The organism is Bradyrhizobium sp. 154 (assembly GCF_023073875.1).
Taxonomy (GTDB): Bacteria; Pseudomonadota; Alphaproteobacteria; order Rhizobiales; family Xanthobacteraceae; genus Bradyrhizobium.
Genome location: NZ_JADPKG010000053.1, coordinates 95,537 through 113,293 on the forward strand (window position 1 = coordinate 95,537; position 17,757 = coordinate 113,293).

16 protein-coding genes, 1 tRNA gene and 2 pseudogenes are annotated in these 17,757 nt (G+C 64.4%); 12 read left to right on the forward strand and 7 right to left on the reverse strand.

The window, feature by feature from the left end; translation table 11 throughout:
* Positions 1-187: 187 nt before the first annotated feature.
* Positions 188-1,458, forward strand: a pseudogene (locus IVA92_RS14255) (MFS transporter).
* Between the two features lie 114 nt (positions 1,459-1,572).
* Here the strand turns inward: IVA92_RS14255 and IVA92_RS14260 are convergent.
* Positions 1,573-1,659: transfer RNA gene (locus tag IVA92_RS14260), tRNA-Leu, on the reverse strand.
* A gap of 150 nt (positions 1,660-1,809) precedes the next feature.
* Between IVA92_RS14260 and IVA92_RS14265 the strand changes: the two genes are divergently transcribed.
* Positions 1,810-2,775: a complex I NDUFA9 subunit family protein gene (locus IVA92_RS14265; protein WP_247276541.1), complete on the forward strand. Its 966-nt coding sequence runs from the start codon at positions 1,810-1,812 to the stop codon at positions 2,773-2,775.
* 182 nt (positions 2,776-2,957) lie between these two features.
* Here the strand turns inward: IVA92_RS14265 and IVA92_RS14270 are convergent, their stop codons facing one another.
* The 3 genes from IVA92_RS14270 to IVA92_RS14280 all read right to left on the reverse strand — a co-directional run bounded on the left by IVA92_RS14270 (position 2,958) and on the right by IVA92_RS14280 (position 6,010).
* Positions 2,958-3,698, reverse strand: a complete 741-nt coding sequence (locus tag IVA92_RS14270) for an SDR family oxidoreductase (RefSeq protein WP_247276542.1) — start codon at positions 3,696-3,698, stop codon at positions 2,958-2,960.
* A 3-nt stretch (positions 3,699-3,701) separates the two neighbouring features.
* Positions 3,702-5,027, reverse strand: coding sequence for an FAD-binding oxidoreductase (locus tag IVA92_RS14275; protein ID WP_247276543.1), 1,326 nt, complete (start codon positions 5,025-5,027; stop codon positions 3,702-3,704).
* 176 nt (positions 5,028-5,203) lie between these two features.
* Positions 5,204-6,010: an undecaprenyl-diphosphate phosphatase gene (locus IVA92_RS14280; RefSeq protein ID WP_247276544.1), complete on the reverse strand. Its 807-nt coding sequence runs from the start codon at positions 6,008-6,010 to the stop codon at positions 5,204-5,206.
* Positions 6,011-6,178: 168 nt separating this feature from the next.
* On the opposite strand from IVA92_RS14280, the gene IVA92_RS14285 reads away from it, so the two are divergent.
* The 3 genes from IVA92_RS14285 (at position 6,179) to IVA92_RS14295 (ending at position 8,953) form a co-directional block, all read left to right on the forward strand.
* Positions 6,179-6,871 carry a glutathione S-transferase family protein gene (locus IVA92_RS14285; protein ID WP_247276545.1) on the forward strand — a complete coding sequence of 231 codons (693 nt, stop codon included), beginning with the start codon at positions 6,179-6,181 and terminating at the stop codon, positions 6,869-6,871.
* Entirely contained in the window at positions 6,820-8,013 is a 1,194-nt protein-coding gene (gene queG / locus IVA92_RS14290; RefSeq protein WP_247276546.1) for a tRNA epoxyqueuosine(34) reductase QueG, read from the forward strand. The genes IVA92_RS14285 and queG overlap by 52 nt, the downstream gene beginning before the upstream one ends.
* Before the next feature lie 142 nt (positions 8,014-8,155).
* A complete protein-coding gene (locus IVA92_RS14295; RefSeq protein ID WP_247276547.1) occupies positions 8,156-8,953 on the forward strand; it encodes an acyl-CoA thioesterase domain-containing protein in 798 nt (265 codons plus the stop codon).
* A 67-nt stretch (positions 8,954-9,020) separates the two neighbouring features.
* Here the strand turns inward: IVA92_RS14295 and IVA92_RS14300 are convergent.
* Together IVA92_RS14300 and IVA92_RS14305 are read right to left on the reverse strand one after the other, a co-directional pair.
* Positions 9,021-9,487: pseudogene (locus tag IVA92_RS14300) on the reverse strand (nuclear transport factor 2 family protein).
* Between the two features lie 148 nt (positions 9,488-9,635).
* Complete coding sequence (locus tag IVA92_RS14305; RefSeq protein ID WP_247276548.1) at positions 9,636-10,436, reverse strand: alpha/beta hydrolase; 801 nt, start codon at positions 10,434-10,436, stop codon at positions 9,636-9,638.
* 250 nt (positions 10,437-10,686) lie between these two features.
* Here IVA92_RS14305 and infC point away from each other — a divergent pair, with 250 nt between their 5' ends.
* On the forward strand, positions 10,687-11,226 hold the full coding sequence (infC, locus tag IVA92_RS14310) for a translation initiation factor IF-3 (RefSeq protein ID WP_247276617.1): 540 nt from the start codon (positions 10,687-10,689) through the stop codon (positions 11,224-11,226).
* Between the two features lie 64 nt (positions 11,227-11,290).
* Here the strand turns inward: infC and IVA92_RS14315 are convergent, their stop codons facing one another.
* Positions 11,291-11,695 (reverse strand): hypothetical protein, encoded by a 405-nt coding sequence (locus IVA92_RS14315; protein WP_247276549.1) that lies wholly within the window; start codon positions 11,693-11,695, stop codon positions 11,291-11,293.
* A 273-nt stretch (positions 11,696-11,968) separates the two neighbouring features.
* Here IVA92_RS14315 and rpmI point away from each other — a divergent pair, with 273 nt between their 5' ends.
* The 6 genes from rpmI to IVA92_RS14345 all read left to right on the forward strand — a co-directional run bounded on the left by rpmI (position 11,969) and on the right by IVA92_RS14345 (position 17,635).
* A complete protein-coding gene (gene rpmI / locus IVA92_RS14320) occupies positions 11,969-12,169 on the forward strand; it encodes a 50S ribosomal protein L35 (RefSeq protein ID WP_008539890.1) in 201 nt (66 codons plus the stop codon).
* 80 nt (positions 12,170-12,249) lie between these two features.
* Positions 12,250-12,609, forward strand: coding sequence for a 50S ribosomal protein L20 (gene rplT, locus IVA92_RS14325; protein WP_247276550.1), 360 nt, complete (start codon positions 12,250-12,252; stop codon positions 12,607-12,609).
* 215 nt (positions 12,610-12,824) lie between these two features.
* Complete coding sequence (pheS, locus tag IVA92_RS14330; protein ID WP_247276551.1) at positions 12,825-13,907, forward strand: phenylalanine--tRNA ligase subunit alpha; 1,083 nt, start codon at positions 12,825-12,827, stop codon at positions 13,905-13,907.
* Between the two features lie 86 nt (positions 13,908-13,993).
* Positions 13,994-14,431, forward strand: coding sequence for an endonuclease domain-containing protein (locus IVA92_RS14335; RefSeq protein WP_247276552.1), 438 nt, complete (start codon positions 13,994-13,996; stop codon positions 14,429-14,431).
* Between the two features lie 28 nt (positions 14,432-14,459).
* A complete protein-coding gene (gene pheT, locus IVA92_RS14340; protein WP_247276553.1) occupies positions 14,460-16,868 on the forward strand; it encodes a phenylalanine--tRNA ligase subunit beta in 2,409 nt (802 codons plus the stop codon).
* Entirely contained in the window at positions 16,865-17,635 is a 771-nt protein-coding gene (locus IVA92_RS14345) for a sulfite exporter TauE/SafE family protein (RefSeq protein WP_247276554.1), read from the forward strand. The genes pheT and IVA92_RS14345 overlap by 4 nt, the downstream gene beginning before the upstream one ends.
* The last annotated feature ends 122 nt before the right edge of the window (positions 17,636-17,757 follow it).

Consider the following 17,757-nt stretch of genomic DNA (forward strand, 5'->3'; position numbering starts at 1 on the left):
CTAAGGGCGGCTTAATTCCCCCGGACAGGAGCGGGTTCGCGCGGGCGCCCTGTTGCCCGGATCCCACAACCCGCCCCGCGCTTCCTGTTGCGGCAGAGCTTTTACCTTGCCGCCGGTGGACATCGTCGCCGTCCACCCTATCTGCCAGTTTCGCGCGCCCCGCCGCGCTTACCCTGAATCAGGTGCCATGACCGAACAGACGCTCGCCGCGGCCGTCGACGACCCACAGGAGCGCCAACGCGGCTTTTCGCGCTATCAGGCGCTGCTCATCGCGCTGCTCGCGTTCACGCAATTCACGATCATCCTCGACTTCGTCATCATGTCGCCGCTCGGCGCCATCCTGATGCCTGCGCTCGACATCACGGCCGGGCAGTTCGGCGTCGCGGTCTCGGCCTACGCGTTCAGCGCGGGGATCTCGGGCATCCTGGCCGCCGGCTTTGCCGATCGGTTCGTCGCAAGCGCCTGCTGCTGTTCTTCTATGTCGGCTTCACGCTCGGGACCATGCTCTGCGCCGCCGCGCAGAACTACCATGTGCTGCTGCTCGGCAGGATCGTGACCGGATTGTTCGGTGGCGTGATCGGCTCGGTTGTGCTCGCCATCATCACCGATCTGTTCCCGCTGCACCTGCGCGGCCGCGTGATGGGCTTCATCCAGACGGCGTTTGCCGCAAGCCAGGTGCTCGGCATTCCCGCCGGGCTGTTCCTCGCCAATCACTGGAGCTGGCATGTCTGCTTCGCCGCGATCGTCGTGGTGTCAATCGCAGCGATCGCGGTCATCGCTTTCACCATGGAGCCGGTCGATGCGCATCTGAAATTGAAGCAGGACAGAAACCCGTTCCGGCACTTGATCGCGACCGTCGGGCAGAAGCGCTATACGCTGGCCTTCGCCGTCACGACGCTGCTGGCGACCGGCGGGTACATGCTGATGCCGTTCTCCAGCGCCTTCACCGTGCACAATCTCGGCATCGACATTGCGCATCTGCCGACGATCTATCTCGTCTCCGGCCTGTTCAGCATCGTCACGGGGCCTCTGGTCGGCAGGGCGAGCGACGCGTTCGGCAAATACCCGACCTTCGCGTTCGGCAGCGTCGTGTCGGTGATCATGGTGCTGGTCTACACCCGTCTCGGCCACGTCTCGCTCGCGACCGCGATCCTCGTCAACGTCTTGATGTTCGTCGGCATTTTCTCGCGCATGATCCCGTCGCAGGCGCTGATGTCGGCGATCCCCGATCCGAGCCAGCGCGGCTCGTTCAGCGCGGTCAGCGCCTCGCTTCAGCAGCTCTCCGGAGGACTCGGCTCAGTGCTCGCCGCCGCCATCATCGCCCAAGCGGCGGACGGCTCGCTGATCCATTTCGACCGGCTCGGCTACGTCGTGGTCGCGACGACGATCGTCGCGCTGGGCGCGATGTACTTTGTGCAGAAGGCGGTGGCGGAGCGGGCGGGAAAGCGGGTGGTGTGAGAGCGGACGGGCTGATCTGTCCCATCAAGGGACCCATGCCACCTCGGTGCTTGGATCGTCGGCTACCATCGCGACTGATCGGAAGCAGCCCCATTTTGCGTCAAATCTTGCAAATGGTGCCCAGGAAAGGACTCGAACCTTCACGGCCGTTAAGCCACTGGCACCTGAAGCCAGCGCGTCTACCAATTCCACCACCTGGGCATGCCGTTTGGGGCACGGAGGCGGTTACTACGGTTCGGTGACGCCGTTGTCAATTCATGCGTGAAGCCTGTTGCGGGATGCCGATTGCGCATCGCAAACCGGCCCGATACAAGCCTGACAACCCCTTACCCACCTGCAGGAACCGACCCCATGGCATCGAATCTGGACACGCTCGTCACGGTTTTCGGCGGATCTGGGTTTTTGGGCCGGAACGTCGTCCGCGCCCTGTGCAAGCGCGATTACCGCATCCGGGTCGCGGTGCGGCGGCCGGAACTCGCCGGATATCTCCAGCCCTCCGGCAAGGTCGGGCAGGTCCACACCGTGCAGGCCAATTTGCGCTATCCGGCCTCGGTCGAGGCGGCGCTGCGCGATTCGCATGTCGTGATCAACCTCGTGGGCGTCCTCACCGAGAGCGGCGAGCAGACCTTTGACGCCGTCCAGGCCAAGGGCGCCGAGACCGTCGCCAAGGCGGCGGCCGCCGCCGGCGCCAGCCTGGTGCATGTCTCCGCGATCGGCGCCGACGCGGAATCGCCCTCGCGCTATGCCAAGGCCAAGGCGGCCGGCGAAGCCGCGGTCTTGGCCGCCGTACCGTCGGCGACGATCTTCCGCCCTTCCGTGATGTTCGGGCCCGAGGACCAGTTCACCAACCGCTTTGCCGCGCTGGGGCGAATGTTGCCGGTGCTGCCGCTGATCGGCGGCGAGACCAGGATGCAGCCGGTCTATGTCGGCGACGTCGCCACCGCGATCGCTGATGCCGTCGACGGCAAGGCCAAGGCCGGCGCGACCTATGAGCTCGGCGGGCCGGAGGTGCTGACCATGCGCGAGATCATCGAGACCATCCTCGAGATCACGGACCGCGAGCGAATGCTGATCCCGCTGCCGTTTGGGCTCGCCCGCTTCAAGGCCGCCTTCCTGCAATTCGCGCCGGGTGCACTGAAGCTGACGCCGGACCAGGTCACGATGCTCGAACGCGACAATGTCGTGTCGGATGCGGCGAAGGCCGCTGGCCTGACGCTGGAAGGGCTCGGCATCACGCCGGATTCGCTGGAGGCGATCGCCCCGCAATATCTCTGGCGTTTCCGCGCGGCCGGCCAGTTCCAGCGCAAGAGCGCCTAAAGACTCTCTCTCCGTCGTCATGGCCGGGCCGTTCGGAGAACGGCGTCGCTCTGCTCGACTATGCGAGGCCATCCACTCAGATCAGCGGTCGCAGCAAGACGTGGATGCCCGGGTCAAGCCCGGGCATGACGAGTTTGGAGGACGAGCAGGGCCAGAGGACGCACCGTCAGCGCGGCGAGACGTCAAAACTTCAGCTTCTTGAACACCGCTTCCGGCAGCGTCTTGATGATCAGCATCACGAGGCGCCATTTGCCGCTGACATAGACGACGTCGATTTTCCTCTCGACCGCCTGAAGGATCGCATCGCCGACCACCGGCGCCTCCACCGTGAGCGGGCCGATCAGCTTCATGCCTTCCGTCATCTTGGTGCGGACGAAGCCGGGCTTGACGGTGACGACATGCACGCCGCCGCGGCTGGCGCGGGCACGCAGGCCGGACAGGAAGGCGGAGAAGCCCGCTTTGGCCGAGCCGTAGACATAGTTCGAGGCGCGGCCGCGATCGCCGGCAACGGAGGACACGCCGACGATCGTGCCAGTGCCGCGGCCCAAGAATTTTTCGGCGAACAGGCCGAGGATCAGCGACGGGCCTTCGTAGTTGGAGCGCATGATCGTGGTGGCGTGGGCGAGATCGGATTGCGCGTTCTCCTGCACGCCCAAAAGGCCGACGATCGAGACCACGACATCAGGCAACGCCGGCAGGCCGCCGACAAAGCTCTCGAATGACGCGGTGTGGAGCACATCGAATTTGTGAAGACCGACCTCGATATTGTAACGCGCGCGCAGATCGGCGGCATCCCGCTCCAGCGTGGCGACGTCGCGGCCGGCGAGGGCGACGTCGTATCCCGCCTTGGCGAAGGCGCGCGCGGCGGCGCGGCCGATATCGGAGGAGCCACCCAGCACAATTGCGGACTTGCGTGACGTCACGGGCTAGACCTCATCAAACAGGCGTTGTGAAAGCTTCGAGCGGATGTTGCCTGTGGGATCAAGCGATCTGCGGATCGCGTTGAACCGCTGCAAGGCGGGATAGCCGGCCGCGAACGTCGCGCGCGACTGGCGCGCATCCTTGGCGAGGTACAGCCGCCCGCCGGCAGCGACGACCAGGCGATCGATCTCGTCGAGGAAATTCAGGATGTCGCCCTTCAGCGGGAAATCCAGCGCCAGCGTGTAGCCGGGCAGCGGAAACGACAGGATGCCGTCGCCCTGGCCGAGCTTCTTGAGCACGGCGAGGAAGGAGGCATCGCCGCGATGCGCGACGCGCTGGAGGATATCGCCGAGCACCTCGCGCGCGCCCTGCTCCGGAATCACGCATTGATGCTGAAGGAAGCCGCGCTTGCCATAGATGCGATTCCAGTCTTTGAGGCCGTCGAGCGGAAAGAAATACGGATAGAGCGAGACCACTTGGCTGCCGCCGGCGCGCCGCGCGCCCACGCGGTAGTACAGCTCGTTGAAGGCGCGAATGCTGAGGCGGTTCAGCGTGATCGAGGGCAGATCGACGGGGACGCCGAGGCCGGGATCTTTGCCGACGGGAAACGCAGCGGCGCCAGCGGCGAGTTCGTCTCTGCCGGCGTGTTCGCCGAGATAGATCAGCGCGCGGCCGAGATCGCGTCCTCGCGCCGCGCAATCGAGCCAGGCCACCGAATAGGTCGCAGCATCGCCCGCGTCGAGCGCTCGCATCGCGGCATCGAGATCGGACGCAGAGATCACCCGCTCGCGGATCCATCCGGTTTCGACCGGCCGCAACCGCATCGTCGCCTCGAGGATGATTCCGGTCAGGCCCATGCCGCCGACGGTCGCGAAAAAGGCATCGGAATTCTGCTCGCGCGAGGTTTCGATCACCTCGCCCTGCCCGGTGCGCAGCAAAATGCTGTCGAGGTAGCGACCGAAGCCGCCCTCGCCATGATGGTTCTTGCCGTGCACGTCGGCAGCGATTGCACCGCCGATCGACACGAAGCGCGTGCCGGGCACGACGAAGGGCAGGAAGCCGCGTGGGCCGAATGTCTCGATCAGGTCCGACAGCAGCATGCCGGCCTCGAGGCGGATGCGCCCGCTCGCCGGATCGAACCACCTGACCCGGTCGAACCCCGTCATCGCGACGGTCCTGGCGGCGCCGATCGCGGCATCGCCATAGGCGCGGCCATTGCCGCGCGCGACGGTGCCGGCCGAGACAGCCTCGCCGACGGCCGCGAACGAGCGCGGCCGCAGCACGTTGCTATCGACGACCGGAAAACGCCCCCAGCCGCTGACGAGGGTCATGGTTCAGCTCCTGTGCCGGGCACGCCGCCCTGGGCTGGAGACTGATTAGCGATCAAAAGCTTATTTTGCGTTGAAAACACCAGCAACCGGGTGTCTCGATGCCCACCTCTCCCCAGCGGGGAGAGGTGCGTCGGAGCACTTCAGCGCGAGCTGATTTGGATCGAGGGTTTCTGGCTTTACCGCCCCAGCGCCAGCGCGATCAGGCCGAGCGTGCCGACGATGACGCGCCACCAGGCGAACACCACGAAACCGTGTCGGGTGACGTAGGTCAAGAACGTCTTGACCACGATGATCGCGGTGATGAACGACACCACGAAGCCGATCGCGACGATGTTCATATGGTCCATCGTCATCTCGGCGCGGTTCTTGTAGAAGTCGTAGGCGAACGCGCCGATCATGGTGGGGATGGCGAGGAAGAACGAGAACTCCGCCGCCGCTCGCTTGTCCGCACCGAGCAGCATGGCGGCCACGATGCTGGCGCCGGAGCGCGACACGCCCGGGATCATCGCCACGCACTGCGCGATGCCGATATAGAGATACATCAAGAGTGGAAACTTGGTGGCTTCATGCTCGCGCGGCTTGAGCTCGAGCTTGTCGACCCAGAGCAGGATGGCGCCGCCGACGATCAGCGTGAAGCAGACGACCCACGGATTGAACAGCATGCTCTTGATGTACTTGCCGGCGAGGAGGCCGACGATCACGGCCGGCAGGAAGGCGACCAGCACGCCGATCACGAAGCGGCGCGCATAGGCATCGCCCGTGAACAGGCCAATCGCGACGTCCCACAGCTTCCTGAAATAGAGCCCGACGATCGCGAGGATCGCACCCAGCTGGATCAGAACCGTAAACGAATCCCAGAAGGCACCTTCACCAAGCTGGAAGAAGCGCTCCGCGAGCAAGAGGTGGCCGGTCGAGGACACGGGAAGGAACTCGGTCACCCCCTCGATGATGCCGAGGATCACTGCCCGTATTGCGTCTGACATATTACGGTCCATTTCGGCTGGAAAAGCGGGGCTCTTCTCGCCTATTCGCCCCCATGCCGCAATCGCAAAATGCGACGTCACGCCCTTGCTTCGCGGTTTTGAAGGACTAGTGTGGCGCCGCACAAATATTGATGGATTCTTAAGCACCATCAAATAGTCAAAGGCTTCATGTTTACGCTGTTTCATCATCCGTTCTGTCCGCACTCGCGCTTCATTCGCTTGATCGTGGGCGAATACGGGCTCGACCTGAAGCTGGTCGAAGAGCGCAGCTGGGAGCGGCGCGAGGCGTTTCTGCTGCTCAATGCGGCCGGCACGACACCAGTTCTGGTGGACGACGAGCAGCCGCCCATACCGGGCGCGGCGATCATTGCCGAATATGTCGACGAGGCCTATGGCGCCGCGATGGGCCCCAAGCGCCTGATGCCGGAAACCATCACCGAGCGCGTCGAGGTGCGCCGGCTGATGGCCTGGTTCAACGAAAAATTCTTCGAGGAGGTCTCGCACCCTCTCGTCACCGAGCGCATCTACAAGCGGTTCATGAGCGAGGAGGACGGTGGCGGCCCGCCTTCGGCCGACGTGATGCGCGCGGCCAAGGCAAACGTGCGCTATCATCTGGCCTATATCGGCTGGCTGGCGCAGACGCGTAACTTCCTCGCGGGCGACCGACTCACCTACGCGGATCTCGCCGCCGCGGCGCATCTCTCGGCGATCGACTATCTGGGCGACGTGCCATGGAGCGAGGACGATGCAGCAAAGGCGTGGTACGCGCGGGTGAAATCCCGCCCGTCGTTCCGTCCGCTCCTCAGCGAATGGCTGGCCGGGGTGCCGGCGTCGCGGACTTACGTGGACCTGGATTTCTGAATTGCGATCCGACTGAACTGAAGACACAGCTGGCGCACGAAGCACGCGCGCTCGGCTTCGACTGCATCGGCATCACTGCACCCGGCACGATCGAGAGCGCCGGAAAATACTTCCTTGAATTCATCGCCTCCGGCGGCCATGGCGACATGGATTGGCTGGCCGCGAGCCCTGAGCGCCGCGTCGATCCGCGCGGACTGTGGCAGGATGTGCGCTCGGTGATCATGCTCGGCGTCAATTACGGCCCCGACCAGGATCCGCTCGCGATCCTCAAGCAGCGCACGCATGCGGCGATCTCGGTCTATGCGCAAGGCGACGATTATCACGATCTGATCAAGAAGCGGCTGAAGGCGCTGGCGCGCTGGCTAATTGCGACCGCGCCGTCGGACGTAAAGGTGTTCGTCGACACCGCGGCCGTGATGGAGAAGCCCTTGGCGCAAGCCGCGCATCTGGGCTGGCAGGGCAAGCACACCAATCTCGTCTCGCGCGAGTTCGGCTCCTGGCTGTTCCTCGGCGCGATCTACACCACGCTCGAGCTGCCGCGTGACGACGCAGAGATCGACCATTGCGGCTCGTGCCGGGCCTGTCTCGACATCTGCCCGACCGCGGCGTTCCCTGCGCCCTACAAGCTCGATGCGCGGCGCTGCATCTCGTACCTCACCATCGAGAACAAGGGTCCGATCCCGCGCGAATTTCGCAAGGCCATGGGCAATCGGATCTATGGCTGCGATGATTGTCTTGCCGCCTGCCCCTGGAACAAGTTCGCGCAGGAGGGTCGCGAGGCCAAGCTCGCGGCGCGTGACGAGCTGCGCGCGCCTGCGCTCGCGGCGCTGGCCCGGCTCGACGATGCTTCATTCCGCACGCTGTTCACGAAGTCGCCGCTGAAGCGCATCGGCCGCAATCGCTTCGTACGGAACGTGCTGATCGCGATTGGCAACTCCGGGGAGCTAGCGCTGGCTGCGGAGGCGCGGCGATTGCTCGACGATGCAAGCCCACTGGTGCGTGGGGCGGCGGTGTGGGCGCTGGGGCAATTGGTGGAGCGCGAGGCGTTTGCCGAGGTGAGGCTGCAGGTTCTCGATCGCGAGCCCGACGAGAGTGTTCGTGAGGAGTGGCGCGCAGAATTCACGGTTAGCTCCTCATCCTGAGGAGCCGCGCAGCGGCATCTCGAAGGATCGAGGCCGAGCTGCCGCAGCGGAGCCTGCATGGTTCGAGACGGCGCTTCGCGCCTCCTCACCATGAGGGTTGAGGGCCTTGATTTCCCCGCGCCTTTCTTCAATCTCGCGCCTCATGACAAACATGCCTTTCTTTACCCGCGACGGCGACACATTCCATCCGACGGAAGTCGCCAACGGTCCCTGGGATCCGAAATCGCTGCACGGACGCGTCATCATCGGCCTGCTCGGCTTCGTCATCGAGGAGCGTCATTCCGGCCCCGAATTGGTGCCGGCGCGGCTCACCGTCGATATGTTTCGGCTACCGACCATCGACAAGCCGATTGAAGTGACGACGCGCCTGGTGCGCGACGGCCTGCGCATCCGCGTGGTCGAGGCGGAGTTTGTCTCCGGTGGCGTCAGCATGGCGCGGGCGTCTTGCCAGCTGCTGCGCAAGACGCAAAATCCCGAAGGCAATGTCTGGTCACCGCCGAACTGGGACGTGCCGAAGCCGGCCGACATTCCCAAGCCCACCGATCCCAGGCTCGGCATGAACGGCAAATGGACGACGCGCCCGATCGTCGGCCATATGGGCTCGCTCGGCCCGCGCCGGCTCTGGATGAGCGAGGTGCGCGAGCTCGTCGCGGGCGTGGCGATGACGCCGTTCGTCCGTGTCGCCACCGGCGCCGATTTCGCCAGCCCGTTTGCCAATGCCGGCGACAGGGGGCTCGGCTACATCAACAGCGACGTCACCATCTATCTGCATCGCCTGCCGATCACAAACTGGATCGGATTCGAGGTGGTGAACCATCACGCCACTGATGGCGTCGCGATCGGCGAATGCTGGCTCTATGATGAACAGGGACCGATCGGGACCGCCACGGTCGCCGCACTGGCGCAGCGCAAGCCGATGGCGAATCCGTCGAAGCGGTAGCGCTCTCTCTACTCGTCGTTCCGGGCTCGCGCCAAGGGCCGCGCCCCGGAATGACGAGTGGAGACAGTTACGCCAAATGCCGCTGCATTTCCGGGCGCGCCTTCAGCTCGGCGCCCTGCTTGGCCACGATCTTCGCGATCCGCTCCGGCGCAAACTTCAGGTCGACGAACGCCGGCGCAGTGTTGGCAACTTCGTGATAGCTGGCAATCTTGCCCTCACGCAGCGTCATTATCGCCACGCCCTCGAACATCGCCCGCGCGCCATTCGCGTCCAGCAGGGTCGAACGATAGCTGAAGGTGTAGCGCGCATAGAGCGTGGTGCCGTCGGTGACGGGATCGTGCATGTCCCAGCGGAAATCGGTCGCCGTGCGATAGAACCAGTCGTCGATCAGCTCGGCGATCTTCTCGCGACCGGTGAAGACACCGTAGAAGACGTCGTGGTAGATGCCGTCCTCAGTGAAGAGGCGGCGAACGCTTTGCCGTTGCGCTGCTCGACCGCGTCGCAGAACGCACGCAGCATGGCGACGGTGGTCATTGGCATTTCTCCCTCCCCGTTCTCTGTCATGCCCCGGCTTGCCGGCGCATCCAGTACGCCGCGGCTTCTCGGCTTAGGTATGACGGCCTCTGGAATACCGGATCGTCCGCTCAAGTCGGACGATGACATCGAGTGCTGAGCGGCAGTTTCACCCGATCTCCGCCACGGCGGCAAGAATGCGCGCGATGTCCTGCGGGCGGGAGAGGCGGTGATCGCCGTCCTGGATCATGGTCAGCACGACGTCGTCAGCCGGCAGGCGATGTGTCAGCGCGAAGGCGTGCTGCCATGGCACGTCGGGATCTTTCGCGCCCTGCAGGATGCGGATGGGGCAGCCGAGATCGATGGCGCTGCCGAGCACCAGGTGATTGCGTCCCTCCTCGATCAGATTTCGCGTAATCGGATAGGGCGAGCCGTCGCCATAGTCCGACGGCCGCAGCCAGAGGCCCTTGGTCTCGATCTCTTTCTTCACCGCCGGCGAAAAGTTCTTCCACATCAGCTCCTCGGTGAAGTCGGGCGCCGGCGCGATCAGGACGAGACCGGACAGCGAGGCCACGGCCTGTTGCGTCTCCTGGCGCTTCTTGATCTCGCGCGCGAGCAGCAGTGCCATCCAGCCGCCCATGGACGAGCCGATCAGGATTTGCGGGCCGGCGCAGAAGCGCTCGAACACTGCTACGCTCTCCTCCAGCCAGCGTCCGATGGTTCCATCGGCGAAATCGCCGCAGGATTCGCCGTGACCGGAATAGTCGAATCGGACCATTGCGCGGCCGTGCTCCCCGGCCCAGGCATCCAGCGCCATGGCCTTGCTGCCCTGCATGTCCGATTTGAATCCGCCGAGCCAGACCAGCCCGGGGCCTTTTCCGGCGCGGCGGCGCACCGCAATTCTGCGCGCCAACGGGCCTTCGCCCACGGTGATGAAGTCGAGCACGGTATCGGAAATTGCATCGGTCATGGAACGTTTACTCTGGCTGTGCTGTTTGAGCTGTTTGGACACGTCCGCCAGCACAATCCGACCTCGGCATTGGCCGTTTGGGACGCTTGCGGAACAGAACCAAGGTGTCTATGTCGTCTGCGTGCCAACGGGCGTGGCCAAAATGCCTCGCATTTGAGGGTTTTTCGCCTCTCGCACGAGCGACTTGCTTGCCGGCAAACGCATCTTCCTTCAAGATAGCCGCTTCCTTCACAACTTTGGAGAACCACCCATTCGCCGTCCTAATAAAGCTCCGCCCGCTGCCAGCAAAGACGGGCCGCGCATCAATGATGATATCCGCAATGCGCAAATCCAGCTGATCGATCAAACCGGTGACAACAAAGGCACGGTCGAGACGGTCCTGGCCATCAAGATGGCTCAGGAAGCCGGCATGGATCTGGTCGAGATTTCGCCGAATACCAGCCCTCCCGTCTGCAAGATCATGGACTACGGGAAGTACAAGTATTCCGCTCAGAAGAAAGCCGCCGAAGCCCGCAAGCGGCAGAAGACCGTCGAGATCAAGGAGATCAAGCTCCGTCCGATGATCGACGATCACGATTACGACGTGAAGATGCGCGCGATGCAGCGGTTCTTCGAAGAGGGCGACAAGGTCAAGATCACGCTGCGCTATCGTGGTCGCGAAATGGCGCACCAGGAGATCGGCACCAAGCTTCTGGACAAGATCAAAACCGACGTCGCCGAGCTCGCCAAGGTCGAGCAGGACGCAAGGTTCGAGGGTCGCCAGGTCGTGATGGTTCTGGCGCCGCGCTGACGCCGGCTCTTTGGGACTGAGAATTCAACGGCCCGTCCGGATCTCCGGCGGGCCGTTTTGTTTGTCAGGTTCTCGTCGCCTGCCAGGTGCCGCTACAGCGGTCGCCGGAAATGATGCCGTTCCACGAGCCGGCGCCGTTCATGCCGGCGAGCCGGCCGCCGCCGCTGGCGTGGGTGGCGCCGACCCAGACCTGGACCGCCACAGCGCCGCCGCGATTGACTTTGCCGGACACCCGGCCGCCGCCGGCGGACGACACCCGGCTGCCGGTGATGGTGAAGGGGACGCTGTAGCCGGAGCTGCAATTGCCCCGTGTGGTGGCGAAGGTGACATTCCAGATGCCGTCATAGCCGCTGACCCGGGCATCGGCAGTTGAAGGCGCCATGGCAGCGGCCAGCACGGCGAGCAGCCCCAGGCGGCGCGGGCGCGCAAAGCTGGAGAAAGAGGAAATCGATCGCGGGAAATGGGCCATTGGGTCCTGCTCCGGACATGAGGCGTGGACATTGGGGGTAGCAACCCCAAATAGTCGGCGGCTAGGTTCCGGCGGTTCATCGTTGCCATTTGGCTCCCGCTCTGTCATAAGCCCAGCCTTCATCGCCCGGCTGATTAAGGGCTGCCGTGGCGGTGTTTCGTGCGGGTTTCGCGCTCGTTCGCAAAACCTGAGCACAATCAACGCTCTAACGAGCATTTTAGACGGCCAGCCGCCTTCACGGGCGGATTTCTGTTGCGGCCATAGGAGAGCCAAATGCCCAAGCTGAAGACCAAATCGGGCGCTAAAAAGCGCTTCAAGGTGACTGCCACCGGCAAAGTGATGCACGCCCAGCGCGGCAAGCGTCACGGCATGATCAAGCGGACGAAGAAGCAGATCCGTCAGCTGCGCGGCACCCGCGTGCTGTTCAAGACCGACGGCGACAACGTCAAGAAGTACTTCTTGCCGAACGCCTGATCGCGTCCACGATCACTGCCACCTCGCGCCGCGTTCGCGCGGCGATCCGAAACCGAAGTCATCTCTGAAGGATTTTTGTCATGTCTCGCGTCAAACGCGGTGTGACCGCCCACGCCAAGCACAAGAAAGTCTACAAGGCCGCCAAGGGCTTCTATGGCCGCCGCAAGAACACCATCCGCGCCGCCAAGCCGGCGGTCGAGAAGGCCATGCAATATGCCTTCCGTGACCGCAAGCGCAAAAAGCGGACATTCCGCGCGCTCTGGATCCAGCGCCTCAACGCCGCAGTCCGTCCGTTCGGCCTGACCTACAGCCGATTTATCGACGGCCTCGCCAAATCTGGCGTCACCGTGGACCGCAAGGTGCTGTCGGATCTCGCGATCAACGAGCCCGCCTCGTTCCAGGCGATCGCCGAGAAGGCCAAGGCCGCGCTTGCGGCGTAACAGGGCCGACGCCGCGCTGGCGGCGTAGCCGTCCTCCACTGTGCTCTGCACAGCGTTCAGCTTGTGATGGCCCGGGCAGAGGCGCGTCTTGCCGCCTTACTGCCCCGGCCGTCATCTCTTGCGCAAGCATACTTCTCAGACGTGGATGCCCGGCAGCGCGCCGGGTGTGACGGGCTAGGATCATCGGCTCAGCATCCTGGCCAAAAGGGATTGCCATGACCGATCTTGCCCAGCTCGAAGCCCAGATCATCACCGACATCACCGCCGCGGCGGACGAGGCGGCGCTCGAAGCCGTGCGTGTCGCAGCCCTTGGCAAGAAGGGCTCGATCTCCGCACTGCTCGCAACGCTCGGCAAGATGTCGCCGGACGAGCGCAAGACGCAAGGCGCCGCGATCAACCAGGCCAAGGACAAGGTCACCGAGGCGCTCGCAGCAAAGCGCGACGTCTTGAAGTCGGCGGCGCTCGATGCCCGGCTGGCCGCCGAGACCATCGATGTCACGCTGCCCTTGCGCGATGCCGCGGCCGAGGCCGGCCGAATCCACCCGCTGAGCCAGGTCTGGGACGAGTTGACCACGATCTTCGCCGACATGGGATTCTCGGTCGCCGAAGGCCCCGATATCGAGACGGATGATTACAACTTCACCAAGCTGAATTTTCCGGAAGGCCATCCCGCGCGCGAGATGCACGACACCTTCTTCTTTCATCCGAAGGAAGACGGCTCGCGCATGCTGCTGCGGACCCACACCTCGCCGGTGCAGGTGCGCACCATGCTGAGCCAGAAGCCGCCCATTCGCGTGATCTGCCCGGGTCGCACTTACCGCATCGATTCGGACGCGACCCACACGCCGCAATTCCACCAGGTCGAAGGCCTCGTCATCGACAAGCACTCGCATCTCGGCCACCTCAAATGGATCCTGCACGAGTTCTGCAAGGCGTTCTTCGAGGTCGACCACATCAACATGCGCTTCCGTCCCTCGTTCTTCCCGTTCACCGAGCCCTCGCTTGAAGTCGACATCCAGTGCCGTCGCGACAAGGGCGAGATCCGCTTCGGCGAGGGCGAGGACTGGCTGGAGATTCTCGGCTGCGGCATGGTGCATCCGAACGTGCTGCGCGCCTGCGGCATCGATCCCGACGAGTACCAGGGCTTTGCCTGGGGCATGGGCATCGACCGCATTGCCATGCTGAAATACGGCATCGCCGATCTGCGCCAGCTGTTCGACAGCGACGTCCGCTGGCTGTCCCATTACGGCTTCAAGCCGCTGGAGGTACCGACGCTGGCTGGGGGGCTGAGCTCGTGATGGTCAGCGCTGGGAGCAATTCCACAAAGACCCTTTCCGTTCCCTCCCCCCTTGTGGGGGAGGGTCAGGGAGGGGGGTAGCCGCAGATGCCGCACACAGTGGTGAGCGACCGTCAGCGCAGCCGAGCGAAGCAACTTCGCCGCACGATGACGCGCGCTGAGACACTGCTATGGCGATATCTGAAAGCTAATCGCATGGATGGCCTGGGCGTCCGACGTCAGACACCGATCGGGAGTTACATCGCCGATTTCGTGTGCTTCTCATCGAAGCTAATTATCGAGCTCGATGGAGAATCTCACAATTTCGAGGAACGGCAGAAGGCAGATCAGCGTCGTGATGCGTTCTTCGTCGCGGAAGGATTTCAGGTTCTGCGTTTCACGAATGAGCAGGTGATGTCAAACCTTGAGGGAGTTGTCGAGGCAATCCGCCAGGCAGCTTCCGTCAGAGCGCGCGGCTTACCCCCTCCCTGCCCCTCCCCCACAAGGGGGGAGGGAACACTGGCACCGACCAAGATCAATTCGTAAACACCGACAAGAACCGAGGCACACAGCCATGAAATTCACCCTCTCCTGGCTGAAGGATCATCTCGACACCGACGAGCCCCTGGAAAGGCTCGCCGACAAGCTCACCATGATCGGGCTCGAGGTCGAGAACATCGAGGACAAGGCGAAGGCGCTGAAGCCCTTCACCATTGCGAAGGTGATCTCGGCCGAGCAGCATCCGAATGCGGATCGCCTGCGGGTCTGCATGGTCGACACCGGTGACGGTGGCGCGCCGGTGCAGGTCGTGTGCGGCGCGCCGAATGCGCGGGCCGGGCTCGTCAGCGTGTTCTCGCCGCCCGGCACCTACATTCCCGGCAAGGACATCACGCTCGGGGTCGGCACCATCCGCGGCGTCGAGAGCCGCGGCATGCTGTGCTCGGCGGCCGAGCTGCAGATATCCAACGACCATGACGGCATCATGGAATTGCCTGCGGACGCGCCGATCGGCGCCGGCTACGCCGAATGGGCCGCGCTTGGCGATCCCGTGATCGAGATCAACCTGACCCCGAACCGGCAGGACTGCACAGGCGTGCACGGAATCGCGCGCGATCTTGCCGCTGCCGACATGGGCAAGTTCAAGGACCCCACGATCAAGCCGATCAAGGGCGAATTCCCCTGCCCGGTGAAAGTGACGGTCGAAGACGCCACGCTGTGCCCGGGCTTCGCGCTGCGCCTCGTGCGCGACGTCAAGAACGGCCCGTCGCCGGAATGGCTCCAGAAGCGGCTGACCGCGATCGGGCTGCGCCCGATCAACGCGCTGGTCGATATCACCAATTTCATGACGTTCGATCGCGCACGGCCGCTACATGTGTTCGACGCCAAGAAAGTGAGCGGCAATCTCGTCGTACGGCGCGCCCGCGAGGGCGAGAGCCTGCTGGCGCTCGACGGCCGCACCTACAATCTCGATCCCAATATCTGCGTGATCGCGGATGAGCACGGCGTCGAATCGCTTGCCGGCATCATGGGCGGCGAGGCCTCGGGCTGCGACGAGAACACCACCGACGTTCTGATCGAATCGGCGCTGTGGAACGAGATCAACATCGCCCAGACCGGCCGCAAGCTCGGTGTGAATTCGGATGCGCGCTACCGCTTCGAGCGTGGCGTCGATCCGGCCTTCATGGTGCCGGGGCTCGAGCTCGCGACCAAGCTGGTGATGGAGTTGTGCGGCGGCACGCCGTCCGAGACCGCCGTGGTCGGCAAGGCCTTCGGCGACGACCGCGTGATCGATTTCCCGGTCACCGAAGTCAAGCGTCTGTCCGGCATCGAGGTGCCCCAGCCGGAGATGAAGCGCATCCTGTCCCATCTCGGCTTCATGATGGCGGGCCCAGGCCCGGTGGTGAAGGTCGCAGTCCCCTCCTGGCGCACCGACGTGCACGGCAAGGCCGACATCGTCGAAGAGATCGTGCGCATCTTCGGTGTCGACAAAGTGCCGATGACGCCGTTCGAGCGCGGCGAAGACGCACGCAAGCCTGTGCTGACCCCGCTTCAGCTGCGCACCCGGCGCGCGCGGCGCGCGCTGGCGAGCCGCGGCATGGTCGAGGCCGTGACGTGGTCGTTTATCGCAAAACCCGCGGCAAAATTGTTCGGCGGCGGCCAGCGCGAGCTCGAGGTGGCGAACCCGATCGCATCCGACCTTTCCGACATGCGCCCGACGCTACTCGCGGGCCTGCTCGCGGCGGCGCAGGCCAATGCCGATCGCGGCTTTGGCGACGTCGCGCTGTTCGAGGTCGGGCAGCTGTTCAGGGGAGACCGCCCGCAAGATCAGTTCATGGCGGCGAGCGGCGTACGCCGCGGCTTTGCGTCCTCGGAAGGTCTCGGCCGGCACTGGTCCGGCTCGGCGCAGGCTGATGTGTTCGACGCCAAAGCCGATGCGCTGGCGGTGCTCGCCGCTGCCGGCGCGCCGATGCAGGCGCTTCAGATCGTCGCCGGTGGCCCCGGCTGGCTGCATCCGGGGCGTTCGGGCACGATCCAGATCGGTCCGCAGAACGTGCTTGGCTATTTCGGCGAGATGCACCCGCGCGCGCTCGAGGCGCTCGGGGCCGACGGCCCGCTGATCGTGTTCGAGGTGATCCTCGACCGCATTCCGGAGGCGAAGAAGAAGCCGACCCGCGCCAAGCCTGCGATCGAGCTGTCGGCGTTCCAGCCTGTTATGCGCGACTTCGCCTTTATCGTCGATCGCACAGTCAAGGCCGGCGACATCGTGCGCGCGGCGCAAGGCGTCGACAAGAAGCTGATCACGGGGGTCAGCGTCTTCGACGTCTACGAGGGCAAGGGCATCGATGACGGCAAGAAGTCGATCGCGATCGCGGTCACGATCCAGCCGCGCGAGAAGACGCTGACTGACCAGGAGATCGAGGCTGTGGCCGCGAAGGTCGTGGCCGAGGTGACGAAGAAGACCGGCGGCACTCTTCGCGGATGAGCCTGACGGACTTTCTGCCGAAGGACGTCAGCCTCACCATTGCGATGGCGCTCTGCGCTGTCGCGTTCGTTTCGGGCACCGCCCGCGGCTTCTCCGGGTTCGGTTCGGCGCTGATCTTCATGCCGCTGGCGAGCAGCATCGCTGCGCCGCGGCTCGTGGCTGCCTTGCTGCTCGTGATCGATTTCGTCGCGGCCGCGCCGCTCCTGCCCGACGCCTGGCGCAAGGCGGACTGCAAGGCCACGGCCGTGATCGTGCTGGGCGCGCTGATCGGCGTGCCCCTTGGGACCTATTTCCTCAGCGTACTCGAGCCCGTCACCACGCGCTGGATCATCTCCTGCTTCGTCGCCGCGCTGCTGCTCCTGCTGCTGTCGGGCTGGCGCTATCGCGGCAAGGACCACACCTGGCTCTCGGTCGGCATCGGCGGCCTTTCCGGCTTCTGTAGCGGGCTGGCGCAGACCGGCGGTCCACCGATCGTCGGGTATTGGCTCGGCCGTCCGATTGCGCCGATCGTCGCGCGCGCCAACATCGTGCTGTTCTTCGGCGCGTCGGATTTCTTCTCGATGGTGAGTTACGCGAGCACGGGCCTGATCTCGCGCGAGTCGCTCGCGCTTTCGCTGATCGTCGGCCCGGTCTATGCGATCGGCGTCGCGTTCGGTGCATCACTGTTCGGCCGCGCGAGTGAGAAGGTGTTTCGCGGCATCTGCTACGCGTTGATCGCGCTGGCGGTGATTGCCGGGCTGCCGGTGCTGGATGGGATATTGCGGTAAACCAATGCTGTCGTCCCCTGCGAATGCAGGGGAACCATACCGCGTGATCTATCGATTAGGCACGAGTGACCGCCCCGACGAAGATCTTTTATCTGCTGGTCTTCGCCAAGCTCTCCCTGTGG